At 56.8% G+C, this 16554-nt stretch carries 17 protein-coding genes; 7 read left to right on the top strand and 10 right to left on the bottom strand.

The genetic code is table 11. The features are described 5' to 3' along the window. Positions 1-9 precede the first annotated feature (9 nt). The 4 genes from CSK29544_RS08750 to syd form a co-directional block, all read right to left on the bottom strand. Complete coding sequence (locus CSK29544_RS08750) at positions 10-459, bottom strand: flavodoxin (RefSeq protein ID WP_007894492.1); 450 nt, start codon at positions 457-459, stop codon at positions 10-12. 3 nt (positions 460-462) lie between these two features. After that, positions 463-1260, bottom strand: coding sequence for a tRNA pseudouridine(65) synthase TruC (truC, locus tag CSK29544_RS08745; protein ID WP_007894490.1), 798 nt, complete (start codon positions 1258-1260; stop codon positions 463-465). After that, the gene (locus CSK29544_RS08740) at positions 1257-1586 is read right to left on the bottom strand and encodes a YqcC family protein (RefSeq protein WP_029039227.1); all 330 of its coding nucleotides are present in this window, start codon (positions 1584-1586) and stop codon (positions 1257-1259) included. The genes truC and CSK29544_RS08740 overlap by 4 nt, the downstream gene beginning before the upstream one ends. 640 nt (positions 1587-2226) lie before the next feature. Next, positions 2227-2772 (bottom strand): SecY-interacting protein, encoded by a 546-nt coding sequence (gene syd, locus CSK29544_RS08735; RefSeq protein WP_007894476.1) that lies wholly within the window; start codon positions 2770-2772, stop codon positions 2227-2229. A 69-nt stretch (positions 2773-2841) separates the two neighbouring features. Here syd and queF point away from each other — a divergent pair, with 69 nt between their 5' ends. The 5 genes from queF (at position 2842) to xni (ending at position 9226) form a co-directional block, all read left to right on the top strand. After that, positions 2842-3687 (top strand): NADPH-dependent 7-cyano-7-deazaguanine reductase QueF, encoded by an 846-nt coding sequence (gene queF, locus CSK29544_RS08730; RefSeq protein WP_029039228.1) that lies wholly within the window; start codon positions 2842-2844, stop codon positions 3685-3687. A 117-nt stretch (positions 3688-3804) separates the two neighbouring features. Further along, positions 3805-5169, top strand: coding sequence for a nucleotide 5'-monophosphate nucleosidase PpnN (gene ppnN / locus CSK29544_RS08725; RefSeq protein WP_004388155.1), 1365 nt, complete (start codon positions 3805-3807; stop codon positions 5167-5169). A gap of 450 nt (positions 5170-5619) precedes the next feature. Further along, complete coding sequence (locus tag CSK29544_RS08720; protein WP_004388154.1) at positions 5620-6906, top strand: HAAAP family serine/threonine permease; 1287 nt, start codon at positions 5620-5622, stop codon at positions 6904-6906. Positions 6907-6972: 66 nt separating this feature from the next. Next, positions 6973-8340 (top strand): L-serine ammonia-lyase, encoded by a 1368-nt coding sequence (locus CSK29544_RS08715; RefSeq protein WP_007894470.1) that lies wholly within the window; start codon positions 6973-6975, stop codon positions 8338-8340. A 130-nt stretch (positions 8341-8470) separates the two neighbouring features. Beyond that, the gene (gene xni, locus CSK29544_RS08710) at positions 8471-9226 is read left to right on the top strand and encodes a flap endonuclease Xni (protein ID WP_007894467.1); all 756 of its coding nucleotides are present in this window, start codon (positions 8471-8473) and stop codon (positions 9224-9226) included. Positions 9227-9478: 252 nt separating this feature from the next. Here xni and rlmM read toward each other — a convergent pair whose 3' ends face one another. The 4 genes from rlmM to CSK29544_RS08690 form a co-directional block, all read right to left on the bottom strand. Further along, on the bottom strand, positions 9479-10579 hold the full coding sequence (gene rlmM, locus CSK29544_RS08705) for a 23S rRNA (cytidine(2498)-2'-O)-methyltransferase RlmM (RefSeq protein WP_007894464.1): 1101 nt from the start codon (positions 10577-10579) through the stop codon (positions 9479-9481). After that, the gene (locus CSK29544_RS08700; protein ID WP_007701398.1) at positions 10572-10967 is read right to left on the bottom strand and encodes a DUF423 domain-containing protein; all 396 of its coding nucleotides are present in this window, start codon (positions 10965-10967) and stop codon (positions 10572-10574) included. The genes rlmM and CSK29544_RS08700 overlap by 8 nt, the downstream gene beginning before the upstream one ends. Before the next feature lie 45 nt (positions 10968-11012). Beyond that, positions 11013-11930: a glycine cleavage system transcriptional regulator GcvA gene (gcvA, locus tag CSK29544_RS08695; protein ID WP_004385390.1), complete on the bottom strand. Its 918-nt coding sequence runs from the start codon at positions 11928-11930 to the stop codon at positions 11013-11015. A 345-nt stretch (positions 11931-12275) separates the two neighbouring features. Next, entirely contained in the window at positions 12276-12503 is a 228-nt protein-coding gene (locus CSK29544_RS08690; protein WP_004385389.1) for a YgdI/YgdR family lipoprotein, read from the bottom strand. 192 nt (positions 12504-12695) lie between these two features. Here CSK29544_RS08690 and csdA point away from each other — a divergent pair, with 192 nt between their 5' ends. Continuing rightward, positions 12696-13901: a cysteine desulfurase CsdA gene (csdA, locus tag CSK29544_RS08685; protein WP_007894459.1), complete on the top strand. Its 1206-nt coding sequence runs from the start codon at positions 12696-12698 to the stop codon at positions 13899-13901. Further along, positions 13902-14345: a cysteine desulfurase sulfur acceptor subunit CsdE gene (gene csdE / locus CSK29544_RS08680; RefSeq protein ID WP_004385387.1), complete on the top strand. Its 444-nt coding sequence runs from the start codon at positions 13902-13904 to the stop codon at positions 14343-14345. Here the strand turns inward: csdE and tcdA are convergent, their stop codons facing one another. Then, positions 14346-15155, bottom strand: a complete 810-nt coding sequence (gene tcdA / locus CSK29544_RS08675; protein WP_007894457.1) for a tRNA cyclic N6-threonylcarbamoyladenosine(37) synthase TcdA — start codon at positions 15153-15155, stop codon at positions 14346-14348. A gap of 109 nt (positions 15156-15264) precedes the next feature. Next, a complete protein-coding gene (gene mltA, locus CSK29544_RS08670; protein ID WP_029039229.1) occupies positions 15265-16362 on the bottom strand; it encodes a murein transglycosylase A in 1098 nt (365 codons plus the stop codon). Between the last annotated feature and the right edge of the window lie 192 nt (positions 16363-16554).

Here is a 16554-nt window from a genome sequence, read left to right as displayed (position 1 = left end):
CCGCATGGTTTACTTAAGCAGCGCGCTCCACTGCTCGACCCAGGGGCTGGAGAGCGTTTCCGGCTCCGGATATTCCGCGGCGTCAATGTATAACACCTCGCCGACGCGCTGCGCCGCATGCTCCTGCAACAGCGCGTCAAATTTCTTGCCGCCGCCGCAAAAATGGCTGTAGCTGCTGTCGCCGAGCGCAATCAGGCCGTAACGCCGCGTCGGCTGATGACCATGCTGATCTTTGATAGCCTGATAGAGCGGCACGATGCTGTCCGGCAGATCGCCCTGACCGGTCGTGGAAGTGACAATGAGCGCGTACCCATCGCTATAACGCTCCCAGTCGGTGATATCAGGATCTTCATATACCGTTGCGTTATGTCCCTGATTTTTCAGGATCGCCTGTGCTTCTTCCGCCACCAGCAGTGAATTCCCGTACATGGTGCCGACAAAAATCCCTACGCTTGCCATCGCTTACTCTCCTTTTGAATGCAGACTGTCTTCATCGTGAGGGTTCGCAGCGGGAAACTCAACCCCATCGGCAGCGGGGAGATGCGTCTGCCAGCCAAAATGCGCCAGCGCCAGACGCCAGACATCATCCAGACCTGCGCGGATGGTGAGCGGCGCGCCGGTAAACGGGTGCGTCAGCGTCAGCTCGCTGGCGTGAAGCATCAAGCGGTTACAGCCGAAGTGCTCGGCCGCCGCGCGGTTCTGGCGCAGATCGCCATGCTTTGAGTCACCGATAATCGGGTGGCGCAGATGCGCCATATGGCGGCGCAGCTGATGTTTACGGCCGGTCTGCGGCAGCATCTCCACCAAGCTGTAGCGCACTGAATCATAACGCCCGACGGCGACCGGCTGCGAGGTGGTCGCAAGGCCGCGATAGTGCGTTACGGCTGGCTGCGGTTCTTTATCCTGCCGTGAGAATTTATCGGCGATTTTATCAAGCTCTTCCACCAGCGGATAATCCAGCACGGCGCTGTCGGTGAGCCAGCCGCGCACGATAGCGTGGTAGCGTTTCTGGATCTGATGCTGTTCAAACTGCTGCGCTAACCGCCTTCCCGCCTCGCTGGAAAGCCCCATCAGCAGCACGCCGGATGTGGGCCTGTCGAGACGGTGAGCGGTAAAAACGTGCTGGCCTATCTGATCGCGAACCGTCTGCATGACGACGACTTTTTCATCGCGATCGAGCCAGCTGCGGTGGACCAGCCAGCCGGACGGCTTATTGACCGCCACCAGCCATTCATCCTGATAAAGGATTTCGAGGCTCACGCGTCGTCACCGGCGAACAGCGCGTCCAGCTCAACCAGCGTCACCAGTACAGCGTCGCGCGCCGGATGGCTCGCTTCAAGCGCAACTTCATAATAAGGGGCAACGGCAAACGTCTGCGGCAGCGGCGCGCCGGCGTCCAGCAGCGCGTGTAGGCGTGGGATCAACACCCATTGCAGCCATTCGTAAGGCTCAAGCGTGTCCATGCAAAAAGGCTGCGTGCTTTCAAACGCGGAGGAATGCGGCGCGGCGCTTTGCCACTGCTGATGATGACGCAACACCTGCTCGACGCGCTGCAACTGCTGGCGAACCCGTTGATGGCGTTCCATAACAACCTCTGTGAATCAAAAAAACCGGGCGCGCAGCATACCATTTCCCGGCGGAAGAAAAAAAAGCATAAAAAAGGGAGCACTGTGATAACACAGTGCTCCCGGTTCGTTTCGCAGCAGTCCGGCTACTTTTCGGTGCTCCCTGCTCGTCCGTGACAACTTTTCCTGCGGCCTTTCGGCCTTACGTCCGTTTACGCGTCCTGCCCACATCGTCCTGATGTCACTGGTGCATCATCCTGATGCGTGTCCCTGGTCTTCCTGACCCACCGGTAATCCTGACCGGCTCACATTCTCCTTCCTGGAGGTGTCCCTCAGCGCTCCTGCGCCGTCCTTTCGCTTCATCCTGAAGCCTTCCCTGAATCGCCCTCCGGCGTGTCCTTTTTGAAGCGCCATCATCCTGATGTTCGCTTCAGCGCCACTCCGTGTCGGCAGGGATAGAATCTCGCAATCCGCCTGCACTTACAAGGCGGCTTACAGGTTCAATTTAAGATAAGTTTCATTCGCAAGCGAAGCGTGAGCACAAAGGCCTTTGAATTATAAGACTATTCATTTTTAGCTGACGTAAGAAAACCCTTACTCTGACGGCGATCTCTCACAGGGTTTGTGAGAGATCTCTTACACGGGTGCAGGCAAAAAAGGATTACACGAAGGGGGTAAGCTGGCTCAGAAATGTGCTGAGCGACGGTGCCAACACGCGGCGCTTGCGGGTGCCGAGCGTCTCCTGGACGACTTCACCGGTCAGGTTACACAGCGAAATCACATCCAGCTCGCTATCAAGCGTAGCAATAAAAATGGTCGGCGACAGCTTCAGGCGTTTTTGCGTTACCAGGTGGCCTATCAGGTTTTCCTGCACACGGCGGAAATCGTCCTGGCTCCAGGCCTGTAACAGCGTTAATGCTACGTCATCATACTGCGCGGTCATATCGCCAGCGTACTGGCTTGCGTAAAAGGCATGGGCGTCCGGCTGAATCACAATGTCGAGCGCCTTCTCAACCGCGCCGAGCGATTCTTCAGGCGTAAACGGCTGAGGTTCCCACTCTACCGCGTCCGGGTGGGTGGATACAATGCACGGGGAGGAAATACCGATATATTCTTCACTGACGGGCAGGCTGCCCCGCTGTTGCCGCCACGCTTCGCAGTAGCGCGCGCTGAATGCCGCCAGCGCCTGTTGGACTTCGTTTTGCACCAGATTCTCTCTTCAGGTCAGGTAAGATACACTGAACCCTGTATTGTACCTGTATTATCACGGTGACACATGACTTCTTATGAAAATCATCAGGCGCTTCACGGCCTGACGCTCGGCAAATCCACTGATTATCGCGACGTTTACGACGCCTCGCTGCTCCAGCCAGTTCCGCGCAGTTTAAACCGCGATCCGCTGGGCCTGCGCGCCGATGCCCTGCCCTTCCACGGCGCGGATATCTGGACGATGTATGAGCTATCCTGGCTTAACCGCAACGGCCTGCCGCAGGTGGCGATAGGTCAGGTTGAGATTAACGCCACCAGCGTCAACCTGGTGGAATCGAAAAGCTTTAAGCTCTATCTCAACAGCTTTAACCAGACGCAGTTTGAAAGCCTGGACGCGGTACGCGAGACGCTGGAGCGCGATTTACGCGCCTGCGCGCAGGGCGATGTCTCCGTCACGCTTCGCCGCCTTGAGGATGTGGAAGGCGAGCCGGTCGCGCGTCTTAGCGGCGACTGCATCGATAATCAGGATATTAACATCACCGATTATGAATTCGACGCCGCGCTGCTTTCCGGAGCAGCAGGTGAAGAGACGGTGGATGAGACGCTGGTGAGCCACCTGCTCAAATCCAACTGTCTTATCACGCACCAGCCGGACTGGGGCTCCGTACAAATTCACTATCGCGGGCCGAAAATCTGCCGGGAAAAACTGCTGCGCTATCTGGTCTCTTTCCGCCATCACAACGAATTTCACGAGCAGTGCGTCGAGCGCATCTTTAACGACATCACGCGATTCTGCCAGCCGGAACAGCTCAGTGTGTATGCGCGCTACACCCGCCGCGGCGGTCTGGATATCAACCCATGGCGCAGCAACGGCGACTTTACGCCAGCCACCGGCCGTCTGGCGCGTCAGTAATTGCTAAACATCCCGCAAATCCGTCATGAAGGCGGTGCGGGGTGGGTTGTTAAATGTCACATGGCGGGGCTATTGTAATCAGAGGGAGCGGCGTTTATCGCCCCGTAAGGAGCTTACTTGATTACACATATTAGCCCGCTGGGCTCGATGGATCTGCTGTCGCAGCTGGAAGTGGACATGCTTAAGCGCACCGCCAGCAGCGACCTGTATCAACTGTTTCGCAATTGTTCGCTCGCGGTTCTCAATTCCGGTAGCCAGACCGATAACAGCAAAGCGCTGCTGTCGCGCTTTGAAAATTTCGATATCAATGTGCTGCGCCGCGAACGCGGCGTAAAGCTTGAGCTGATTAACCCGCCGGAAGAGGCCTTCGTCGACGGGCAGATCATTCGCTCGTTGCAGGCCAACCTCTTCGCGGTGCTGCGCGACATTCTGTTCGTCAACGGGCAAATCCATAACGCCGGGCGCTTTCAGCATCTGAATCTGACTGACTCCATTCATATCACCAACCTGGTGTTTTCTATCCTGCGAAACGCGAAAGCGCTGCACGTGGGCGAGGCGCCGAATATGGTGGTCTGCTGGGGCGGCCACTCCATTAACGAAACCGAATATCTCTACGCCCGACGCGTCGGCAACCAGCTGGGGCTGCGCGAGTTGAACATCTGCACCGGCTGCGGGCCGGGCGCGATGGAAGCGCCGATGAAAGGCGCGGCGGTCGGCCATGCCCAGCAGCGTTATAAAGAAGGGCGTTTTATCGGCATGACCGAGCCTTCCATCATCGCCGCCGAGCCGCCTAACCCGCTGGTGAACGAACTTATCATCATGCCGGATATCGAAAAACGCCTCGAAGCGTTCGTGCGTATCGCCCACGGGATCATCATCTTCCCAGGCGGCGTTGGTACGGCGGAAGAGCTGCTTTATCTGCTTGGTATTCTGATGAACCCACACAATGCGGATCAGGTACTGCCATTGATCCTGACCGGCCCGAAAGAGAGCGCCGATTACTTCCGCGTGCTGGACGACTTTATCGTCAACACGCTCGGCGAGAAGGCCCGCCGCCATTATCGCGTCATCATCGACGACCCGGCGGAAGTGGCGCGCGAAATGAAAAAAGCGATGCCGCTGGTGAAAGAGTGCCGCCGCGAAACGGGTGATGCGTACAGCTTTAACTGGGCGATTCGCATTTCGCCGGATCTCCAGGTGCCGTTCGAGCCGACCCACGAAAACATGGCTAACCTGAAGCTCTACCCCGATCAGCCGACGGAAATTCTGGCGGCCGACCTGCGCCGCGCCTTCTCTGGTATCGTCGCGGGTAACGTGAAAGAGGTGGGCATCCGCGCCATTGAGAAGTACGGACGCTATAAAATTCATGGGGATGCGCAGATGATGAAGCGCATGGACGATCTCCTGCAAGGGTTCGTCGCCCAGCACCGCATGAAACTGCCTGGTTCTGCCTATATTCCCTGCTACGAAATCTGTACCTGAAATCAGGCGGCCGCGAGGCCGCCTTTTTTATCATCTGTCACTTAACCAAAACGTTTGCGCTCTAAAAAACACCGCGCATAATCCCGGAAATTTCTGCGAAAGAATCCGGACGTGCTGTTTTTGCTGGTTTTTACAGAAAATTAATCATCATTTTCTTCCGCTCTATTTACCTCATCTGCCGTCAGTGTCAGGCTCTGCGCGCATTAATAACGGTGTCGCGCCCAAAGCCAGTGATATGATCTAAAAAACGCGTAATAAAAAAGTGGATTATTGCAATTGGGATCGGGATCACTGATAGATTCAGTGCGTGAATGTATCTTTCGCACCGCCAGAGATTTGGGGAAAAATTACAAAAAAATCCCGCTCTACAGGATTTCGTTTTACCGTTCGTCGCAAATTTATTGAATGTCACTTTAAAGTTCGTTTTTGCTTCCTCCAGGAGATACACAGATGGAAACGACTCAAACCGTCAATGTTGCTACAGCAGCCAAAAGCAGCGCGTGGCGAAAAACTGATACCATGTGGATGCTTGGCCTGTACGGCACCGCGATTGGCGCAGGGGTGCTTTTCCTGCCGATCAACGCCGGTGTTGGTGGCCTGATTCCCCTGATTATCATGGCAATTCTTGCATTCCCGATGACCTTCTTCGCACACCGCGCGCTGACCCGCTTCGTGCTGTCCGGTAAAAACCCGGGTGAAGACATCACCGAAGTGGTCGAAGAACATTTCGGCGTTGGTGCAGGTAAAGTCATCACTCTGCTCTATTTCTTCGCGATTTACCCTATCCTGCTGATGTACAGCGTAGCGATCACTAACACGGTTGATAGCTTCATTACGCACCAGCTGGGGCTGGCGTCTCCGCCGCGCGCGATCCTTTCTCTGATTCTGATTGTCGGCATGATGACTATCGTGCGTTTCGGCGAGCAGATGATTGTGAAAGCGATGAGCGTACTGGTGTTCCCGTTCGTTGCTGTCCTGATGCTGATGGCCTGCTTCCTGATCCCGAACTGGAGTGGTGCAGCGCTGGAAACTCTTTCTTTCAGCCATGCTTCCACCGGTAATGGCCTGCTGATGACCCTGTGGCTGGCTATACCGGTCATGGTGTTCTCCTTTAACCACTCGCCGATCATCTCCGCTTTCGCCGTGGCGAAACGTGAAGAGTACGGCGCTGAAGCGGAGAAAAAATGCTCCCGCATTCTGGCATACGCGCACATCATGATGGTCGTTACCGTGATGTTCTTCGTATTCAGCTGCGTACTGAGCCTCTCCCCGGAAAACCTGGCGGAAGCGAAAGCACAGAACATCACCATCCTGTCTTACCTGGCTAACCACTTCAATGTGCCGGTTATCGCCTGGGTAGGTCCGGTTATCGCAATCATCGCCATCACCAAATCGTTCCTCGGCCACTATCTGGGCGCACGTGAAGGCTTCAACGGCATGGTGATTAAATCGCTGCGCAGCCGTGGCAAAACCATCGAAGTAAACAAACTGAACCGCATCACCGCGCTGTTCATGCTGATCACCACCTGGATCGTAGCGACCCTGAACCCGAGCATTCTCGGCATGATCGAAACGCTGGGCGGCCCGATTATCGCGATGATCCTGTTCCTGATGCCGATGTACGCCATTGCAAGAGTCCCGGCGATGCGCAAATACAGCGGCCACATCAGCAACGTATTTGTGACCATCATGGGTCTTATCGCCATCTCCGCGATTTTCTACTCACTCTTCAGCTAATGTTTTGTCCGCGCCGCCGCCCGGCGGCGCGAGCCCTCCCCCGTTATTTATTCGATGGTACACATCATGATCAGCGTTTTTGATATTTTCAAAATCGGTATTGGTCCTTCCAGCTCCCATACCGTAGGGCCAATGAAAGCGGGCAAACAGTTCACCGACGACCTTGTCGCGCAGAACCTGCTGTATAAGACGACGAAAGTGGTGGTGGATGTGTACGGCTCCCTGTCGCTGACCGGCAAAGGCCACCATACCGATATCGCCATTATTATGGGCCTCGCGGGCAACCTGCCGGACACCGTAGACATCGACGCCATTCCCGGTTTCATTCAGGACGTGAATACCCACAGCCGTCTGATGCTGGCGAACGGCGCGCACGAAGTGGCGTTCCCGGTAGATCAGTGCATGAATTTTCATGCCAATAACCTGCCGCTGCATGAAAACGGCATGCGTATTACCGCGCTTGCGGGCGACGATGTTGTCTACAGCCAGACCTATTACTCGATTGGCGGCGGCTTTATTGTTGACGAAGCACACTTCGGCCAGACGCAATCGTCCGCAATCGATGTACCGTATCCGTATAACACTGCCGCGGATCTTCAGCGCCACTGCCGTGAAACCGGCCTGTCACTCTCCGGCCTGATGATGAAAAACGAGCTGGCGCTGCACAGTAAAGAAGAACTCGAAGCCCATTTCTCGCAGGTGTGGGACGTAATGCGCGCAGGCATTGAGCGCGGCACCACCACCGAAGGCGTTCTGCCCGGCAAACTGCGCGTCCCGCGTCGCGCCGCCGCGCTGCGTCGTATGCTTGTCAGCCACGACAAGAACGACGCCGATCCGATGAACGTCGTGGACTGGATCAACATGTTCGCGCTGGCAGTCAATGAAGAGAACGCCGCAGGCGGTCGCGTGGTCACCGCCCCGACCAACGGCGCGTGCGGTATCGTGCCGGCGGTACTGGCGTACTACGACAAATTTATCCGTGAAGTAAACGCTAACTCACTGGCGCGCTACCTACTGGTGGCGAGCGCGATTGGCTCACTCTATAAGATGAATGCGTCTATCTCGGGTGCCGAAGTTGGCTGTCAGGGCGAAGTGGGCGTCGCCTGTTCGATGGCGGCGGCAGGTCTTGCGGAACTGCTCGGCGGCAGCCCGGCGCAGGTCTGCATCGCGGCGGAAATTGCCATGGAGCACAACCTGGGGCTGACCTGCGACCCGGTGGCAGGGCAGGTACAGGTGCCGTGCATTGAGCGTAACGCCATCGCCTCGGTGAAGGCGGTCAATGCCGCGCGCATGGCGCTGCGCCGCACCAGCGAGCCGCGCGTCTGCCTCGATAAAGTCATCGAAACCATGTTCGAGACCGGCAAGGATATGAACGCCCGCTATCGTGAAACCTCACGCGGCGGACTGGCAGTTAAAGTGGTCGCCTGCGATTAACCCCCTCCTCACCGCCCTGTTCGCAGGGCGTTTTTTTGCGCGTTATCTTCCTGAATCCACACGGCTTAATGGTGAGCATCCGGCAAAAATGTTACGGTAACGGCCTGTCATTTTCGTAAGGGATGCCGCCATGCCCGTTCATTTGCTGATTGTCGATGCGCTAAACCTGATCCGCCGGATACATGCGGTGCAGGGCACGCCGTGCGTGGATACCTGTCTGCACGCGCTGGAGCAACTGATTGGTAACAGTCAGCCGACACACGCCGTCGCGGTGTTTGACGATGAAGCCCGCGCGCAGGGCTGGCGTCACCAGCTTCTGCCCGATTACAAAGCCGGACGCCCGCCAATGCCGGACGATTTGCATCAGGAGATGCCCACGCTTCGCGACGCTTTTACCCGCCGCGGCGTGCCCTGCTGGCATGTGGAAGGCAACGAGGCCGACGATCTCGCCGCGACGCTCGCAGTGAAAGTGGCGGCAGCGGGCCATGAGGCGACTATCGTGTCGACCGATAAAGGCTATTGCCAGCTCTTACGTCCGGAAATTCGCATCCGCGACTATTTCCAGAAACGCTGGCTGGACGCGCCGTTTATCGAGAGTGAATTTGGCGTGTCACCAGGCCAGCTGGCAGATTTCTGGGGGCTTGCGGGGATCAGTAGCTCGAAAATACCGGGGGTTGCGGGGATTGGCCCGAAAAGCGCCACGCAGTTGATTAACGATTTCGGCACGCTCGAAGCGCTCTACGAGCGGCTCGACGACGTGCCGGAGAAGTGGCGTAAAAAGCTCGAAGCGCACCGTGAGAGCGCCTTTGTTTGCCGCGCGGTGGCGACGCTGAAAACGGATCTACAGCTCGACGGGAATTTGCAGCAGCTGCGGTTGCATGGATGATTTCAGGGCGCTATGCGCTCCATAAAAAAGGCGGGTGCGCTCACGCTTACCCGCCCTACATTAGTTATTCAACCGTATATCCCGTAGGGTGGGTAAGCGCAGCGCACCCACCATACCATAATTATTCAACAGCATATCCCGTAGAGTGGGTAAGCGCCGAGCACCCGCCATACCATAATTATTTAACCGCATATTCCCCAGGGCGGGTAAGCGCAGCGCACCCGCCGTTTCCTTATGCGTCATTCAACGCGCTTATCGCTCGTCGCGACGCCCGCCGACGGCAGCCCACCAGCGGCGCACGTGAACGGTCACTTCTTCACGGTCGTGATAAAGCTGACGCGCCTGGATCTGCGCGTTAATACCGTGTTCATCCAGCTGCGCCTGAATCGAGGCGATATTCTGCGACACCTCTTCATAGCGCTTTTTCATCGGCAGCTTGAGGTTGAAAATGGTTTCGCGGCACCAGCCGTTCACCAGCCACTGCGCCATCAGCGCCGCGACTTTGGCCGGTTTTTCCACCATGTCGCACACCATCCAGGTAATGTTGGTGCGGGTCGGGCGATATTTAAAGCCGTCTTCACGCAGCCACGTCACCTGCCCGGTATCCATCAGGCTCTGCGCCATCGGGCCGTTATCCACGGACGCGACCCACATGTTTCGTTTCACCAGCTGATAGGTCCAGCCGCCAGGGCAGGCGCCCAGATCCACTGCGTACATGCCGTTTGCCAGACGCTCATCCCACTCATCCGCCGGGATAAACACATGAAACGCCTCTTCCAGCTTCAGCGTTGAACGGCTTGGCGCGTCTGCCGGGAATTTGAGGCGCGGAATGCCCATATAAAACGGCGAGTTATTATTGGTATACGAATATCCGGTGTAGCAGCAGCCCGGCGCGATGAAAAAGACATGCACCACCGGGCGCTTTGGCGTTTCGAAATTTGCCAGAATCTTCGCGTCGCGAAGCGCAGTACGCAGCGGCACGGTGAATTTGCGGCAGAACTTCATCAGCTCTTTGCTTTCGTTGGTGTCCGCCACTTCAACACGCAGCTCACCGCCCTTCTCTACCACGCCCTGCAACATTCCGATGACCGGCGTGACGCGATCTTCCGGGGGCAGATCCTGCAACAGCTCGCCTGCCACAAACATCTGGCGGGCAAAAATCAGCGAGCTGAATGGCAGCTCGCGCGCGAGCTTATCGGCCTCTTCCGGCTGATAACATTCGAAAATCACATAGGCGCTGTTTTCTTTGACGCGGGCGAAACCAAACACGCCCTGCTGCGCGGCTTTGTCGGTTATCTCTGCCGCGCACTCTTTCTCAAAACCCTGACGGCAGTACAAAATGACCTTATTCATGAACCGAACCTTTACGCTTCAGACGCACCGCGCCAATTAACATTAATATCCAACCGGCCAGAAAACTTACGCCGCCGACCGGCGTAACGAAGGCCCATAAATGCAGATGAGAGAGCGCCAGACAATATAAGCTGCCGCTAAAAAGTACCGTGCCGAGCGCCAGGAAAACGCTGCTCCAGTAAAACCAGATGCTGATGCGACGCTGCATCGCGACCGCCAGCCCTAAAATCGCGAGCGTATGAAACGCCTGATATTCAAGTCCGGTCTGGATCCAGCCCATCTCCGCAACGCCGAGCGTTTTACGTAAGACGTGCGCGCCGAAGGCACCCAGCGCCACAAAAACAAAGCCACTGATTGAGGCGAAAATCAGCATAAAACGGCTGGTCATGATGTAACCCTACAGTAAAGCGCGATTACATCGCGCGAATCGTCGTTATTGTTCATAGCGAAAACGGAATTTTTCTTGTTCACTCGCCGCCTTCGCCAGTATCCATTGTCGAAAGGCCGCTATTTTACCCAGTTCTGCCTGGCTGTCATGACAAACGAGGTAAAAAGCGTTTTTACTGACCAGGACATCGTTGAACGGGCAGACCAGGCGGCCCGCTTCGATCTCCGACTGCGCCATCACATTGTTGGCGAGCGCCACGCCCTGGCCGTGAATGGCCGCCTGCAGCACCATCGCGCTGTGGCTGAAAATGGGCCCCTGCTGGACATTAATATGATTGAGACCAAGCTGGCGCGTATAAGTTTGCCAGTCGCGGCGCGAAGCGTCATGCAAAAGCGTGTGGCGGGCTAAATCCTCCGGCGCTTTTAACGGCTTGTCGCCCGTGAGCAGCAGCGGCGAACAGACCGGCAGCAGATACTCGGCGTAGAGTTTTTCTACGCGCAGACCCGGCCAGTTGCCTCGCCCATAAAAAATCGCCACGTCTACGTCATCGGCAAGCTTATCTTCCTGCCGGTCCACCGCCTGAATACGCACGTCGATCCCAGGCCAGCTGCTGTTAAAACTGGAGAGCCGCGGCACCAGCCAGTGGATCGCGAAACTCGGCAGCAGGCTTACCGTCAACGCGCCTTTTGCGCTGCGCGCCTGGAGTTTGCGCGTCGCTTCCGTCAGCTGTGAGAAAATCTCTTTGATATCCTGGAAATAGCTCTGCCCCTCTTCCGTTAACAGAAGAGAACGGTTGCGTCGGCGGAATAACTTAAGCCCCAGGAAATCTTCCAGTGATTTTATCTGATGGCTGACGGCAGCCTGGGTGACAAACAGCTCTTCGGCGGCTTTGGTGAAGCTTAAATGGCGTGCGGCGGCATCAAAAACACGTAATGCGTTTAACGGCGGTAATCGCTTGGACATGATGATTTGGCTTATGTGTAAATGCGTATTAACAAACGAGAAACAAGTCGTCACCCATTAGTTTTTTTTATCTGAGCCATTATAATTTGTCCGTTGAGGTTACACCAGCAAATACCTATAGTGGCGGCACTTCCTGAGCCGGAACGAAAAGTCTTTAGGAATGAGAGTTCTGGAGGGCTTTTGGCTTACGGTTGTGATGTTGTGTTGTTGTGTTTGCATTTGGTCTGCGATTCAGACCATCGTAGCTAAGCTACTCTTTCACTTCCTGTACATTTACCCTGTCTGTCCATAGTGATTAATGTAGCACCGCACTTTGCGGTGCTTTTTTTTGCCTGCGCGAGTCGATTATTTCTCCAGCGCAACCATCTCTTTCACGTCAGTACGGTTGATCTGCTGCTGATTACCGTTGGCGTCTTTATATTTGATCATACCGGTATCGTCATCGGTTTTCGGTTTCCCGTCGGTCACGATAGAACGGCCATCATTGGTATGCATTACGTAGTTAGGACCGGAACAAGCGCTCAGAGCAAAAGTCATCATGCATGCTGATACTACAGCGGCAAGTTTATTCATGGTTCTTCTCCTTTAGAGTTTAATGCTATGTAAACTTCGTCTGCTAACAGGCTGAAATATTCACCTAACACTATTCAGCATAACCTGCTTTCTGCCGTTTGCCAGAATAAACAGACTTATCCGATGGTTATCAATGACCTTGTTTAACGACGTCAAATGGGCCACGATCGAAGGACTGGAAAGAGGAGTATCATGAAAGCATTCAGTCCCGCCCAATTTCGCGCGCAGTTTCCCTCGCTTCGTGACGCGGGCGTCTATCTCGACAGCGCCGCCACGGCGTTAAAGCCACAGCCGGTTATCGACGCCAGCCAGCAGTTCTATTCGCTGAGCGCAGGCAATGTGCATCGCAGCCAGTTTGCCGAGGCGCAGCGCCTTACCGAGCGTTACGAAGCCGCGCGTGACGGCGTTGCTCGCTTAATTAACGCGCCAGACAGCCGCGATATCGTCTGGACGCGAGGCACCACCGAATCCATTAATCTCATTGCCCAGTGCTACGCGCGTCCGCGCCTGAAGCCGGGCGATGAGATTATCGTCAGCGAAGCAGAGCATCATGCCAACCTGGTGCCGTGGCTGATGGTCGCGGAGCAGACCGGCGCGAAGGTTGTGAAACTGCCGCTGGGTGCCGATCGTTTGCCGGATCTCACGGCTCTGCCCACGCTTATCAATGAACGCACATTCCTGCTGGCGCTCGGGCAGATGTCCAACGTCACCGGCGGCTGTCCGGATCTCGCGCGGGCGATTGCCTGTGCCCATGCTGCAGACGCGGTGGTGGTGGTGGATGGCGCGCAGGGCGTGGTTCACTGCCCGCCTGACGTTCAGCATCTGGATATCGATTTTTACGCTTTCTCCGGCCACAAACTTTATGGCCCGACCGGCATCGGCGTGCTGTATGGCAAAACTGACCTGCTGGCGCAGATGTCGCCGTGGCTGGGCGGCGGAAAAATGGTGACTGAAGTGACGTTCGCTGGCTTTAAAACCCAGCCGGTGCCGTACCGCTTTGAGGCGGGCACGCCGAATGTCGCGGGCGTTATCGGTCTTAGCGCCACGCTCGCCTGGCTTGAGGAAATCGATCTAGTGAAAGCTGAAAGTTACAGCCGGGGGCTTGCGACGCTTGCCGAGTCGGAGCTGGCGAAACGCCCGGGCTTTCGCTCGTTTCGCTGTCAGGATTCCAGCCTGCTGGCGTTTGATTTCGCAGGCGTGCACCACAGCGATCTGGTGACACTGCTCGCGGAATCCGGCATCGCGCTGCGCGCCGGCCAGCACTGCGCCCAGCCGCTGCTGGCGGCGCTTGGCGTCAGTGGCACGCTGCGCGCCTCTTTCGCGCCCTATAACACGCAAGGCGACGTCGAGGCGCTGATCGCCGCCATCGACCGCGCGCTGGACATACTGGTGGATTAAATGACGACTGCTTACCTTGCCGGACACCCGTTCGGCGCTTCCATTACCTCTGACACGCTGCGTGAGACGTTTGGCCCGCTCACCCAGTGGGAAGATAAATATCGCCAGCTGATCCTGCTCGGCAAACAGCTTCCGGCGCTGCCGGAGGAATTAAAACAAGAGGCACAGGAGATCCCCGGCTGTGAAAACCGGGTCTGGCTCGGCTATGAAAAACGCCCCGACGGCGGCCTGCACTTTTATGGCGACAGCGAGGGGCGCATCGTGCGCGGATTGCTGGCGGTGTTGCTCACCGCCGTGGAAGGCAAAACGCCGCAGGAGCTACAGGAACACTCTCCGCTGGCGTTATTTGACGAGTTAGGGCTGCGCGCCCAGCTCAGCGCGTCTCGCGGCCAGGGCCTGGCGGCGCTGGCGCAGGCGGTACAGAATGCCGCCCGCAACGCCTGATCACACGGCGCTGCGCGCCGCTTTCGCCATCATCTTCTTCAGCGCGTGCGACACCGCCACAAAACCAAACGTGGCGGTCACCATCGTAGCCGCGCCGAAACCTGAAGCGCAGTCCATACGCTTCGGCCCTTCCGCCGTGCTTTTCATCGCGCACACCGAGCCGTCGGCCTGCGGATAGACCAGCGCTTCGGTGGAGAAAACGCAGTCCACGCCAAGTTTCCCTTTGCTGTTTTTCACCACGCCGAAATCGCTCTTCAGCCGCTCGCGCAGTTTTGCGGCAAGCGGGTCCTGAATCGTTTTGGCGAGATCAACCACCTGGATCTGCATCGGATCGGTCTGTCCGCCCGCGCCGCCGGTGGTGACCAGTGGAATTTTATTACGACGGCAGTACGCAATCAGCGCCGCCTTTGGCCGCACGCTGTCGATAGCGTCGATGACATAGCTAAACCCGGCGTTCATGTATTGCGCCACATTATCGACAGTGACGAAATCATCCACCACGGTGATGCGGCACTCCGGGTTGATCTGGCGAATACGCTCGGCCATCACCTCGGATTTTGCCTGCCCGACCGTGTCGCGCAGCGCATGGATCTGACGATTGGTATTGGTGACGCACACGTCATCCATATCGATAAGCGTAATCGCGCCGATACCGGTGCGTGCCAGCGCTTCCGCCGCCCATGAACCGACACCGCCGATCCCCACCACGCAGACATGCGCGTCGGCAAAGAGCTGCAACGCCGCTTCGCCATATAAACGGGCCGTGCCGCCAAAGCGGCTGCGCCAGGCGTCTGTGATAACTACAGCCATAAAACCTCAGATGTAAAAAGGGTGAGAGTTCTCCCTCACCCTTGCTCAGAAATCCGCAGGCCCGGCAGACGTTACGCCGCCGGGCGACAGGTTGCTCAGAATAGCATAATCAGCCGCTGAACACGTTGCCGGCACCCGGCGCGGTTTTCAGCACCCAGACGCGGCCGTAGTGATTATACCAGCCTGCGCGGTGCCCGGCGTCCGGGCCGATGCCCTGATAAATATCGAAATGCTGGCCTTTAATCGCGCCGCCGACATCCAGCGCCACCATCAGCCTGAGCTCATATTGTCCGTTGAACTTGCCGTTATTGTCCAGCAGCGGCACCTCTGCCAGCAGCGTGGTGCCTGCCGAAATAATCGAGCGGTCAGAGGCCACCGACGCGCGGCCAATCAGCGGTACGCCGCTTGCGCCTTTCACCGGCGCGTAATTTTGCGGTTTAAAGAAAACGAAAGACGGGTTTTCTTCCAGCAGCGCGCGTACTTCCTGCTCGCTGTGGGTTTCGCCCCAGTGGCGAATCGCCTGCATCGACATATCTTCACGCTTCACTTCACCGCGATCGATAAGCACTTTACCGATGCTGCGGTACGGATGGCCGTTTTTACCGGCATACGCGAAGAAATTCAGCGGGCGTCCGTCGCCGAAATCGATATAGCCGCTGCCCTGCACATCCATAATGAAGTTATCCATCAGCGAGTTACTGTACGCCAGCACGTAGTTATCGCTGAGCGCGCCGGCGTAAATCTCGGCGCGCGACGGCAAGCGTCCGCGTTTCGGCGGCATACGGTAAATCGGGTACTGGAATTCGCCCTGACGGGTATAGCGCGCCTGCACCACCGGCGTGTAATAGCCAGTGAACTGGACGTTACCGTAATTATCCGCCCCTTCCATCTGCCAGGCATCGATGCCGAACTGGCGCAGCGAACGGGTATCGCCACCGGCGCGCAGCCACTCCTGCACGGCGTTATAGACGCTGCTTTGAGAGCCAAAAAGACGCGGAGAGGTGCTGCGAATAGCCGCGACCTGCTCGGAGAAATCTCCGGCGTTAATGGGCGCACCAACGGCGTCCGGCTGGTTTACCAGCGAAAACGGCTGCGTAAATTTGCCGTCTTTATATTGCTGACCGCGATCGGTCGGTTTGGAGGAACAGGCGGAAAGCAGCGCGATCATCGCCCCTGCCGCCAGATATTTTGCCCAACGTCCTTTCATGACTCTCTCCGCTATTGCGCTGTCCGCAGGCGAAGATAGCAAACCGGCGCTCGCAAGGAAACGCATAAGCCCTTTCAGACAGGCATCGGGATTAAAGAATCATCAAGACGGATAATATTTCGGCAAGCTGACGCCGATTCAGCTTATTGTTTTAAAAAAAGGTTGCAACGAAAGCTCAGCGGAGTATAGTGC

The organism is Cronobacter sakazakii, assembly GCF_000982825.1.
GTDB lineage: Bacteria > Pseudomonadota > Gammaproteobacteria > Enterobacterales > Enterobacteriaceae > Cronobacter > Cronobacter sakazakii.
This window is presented reverse-complemented; position numbering and strand designations above follow the sequence as displayed.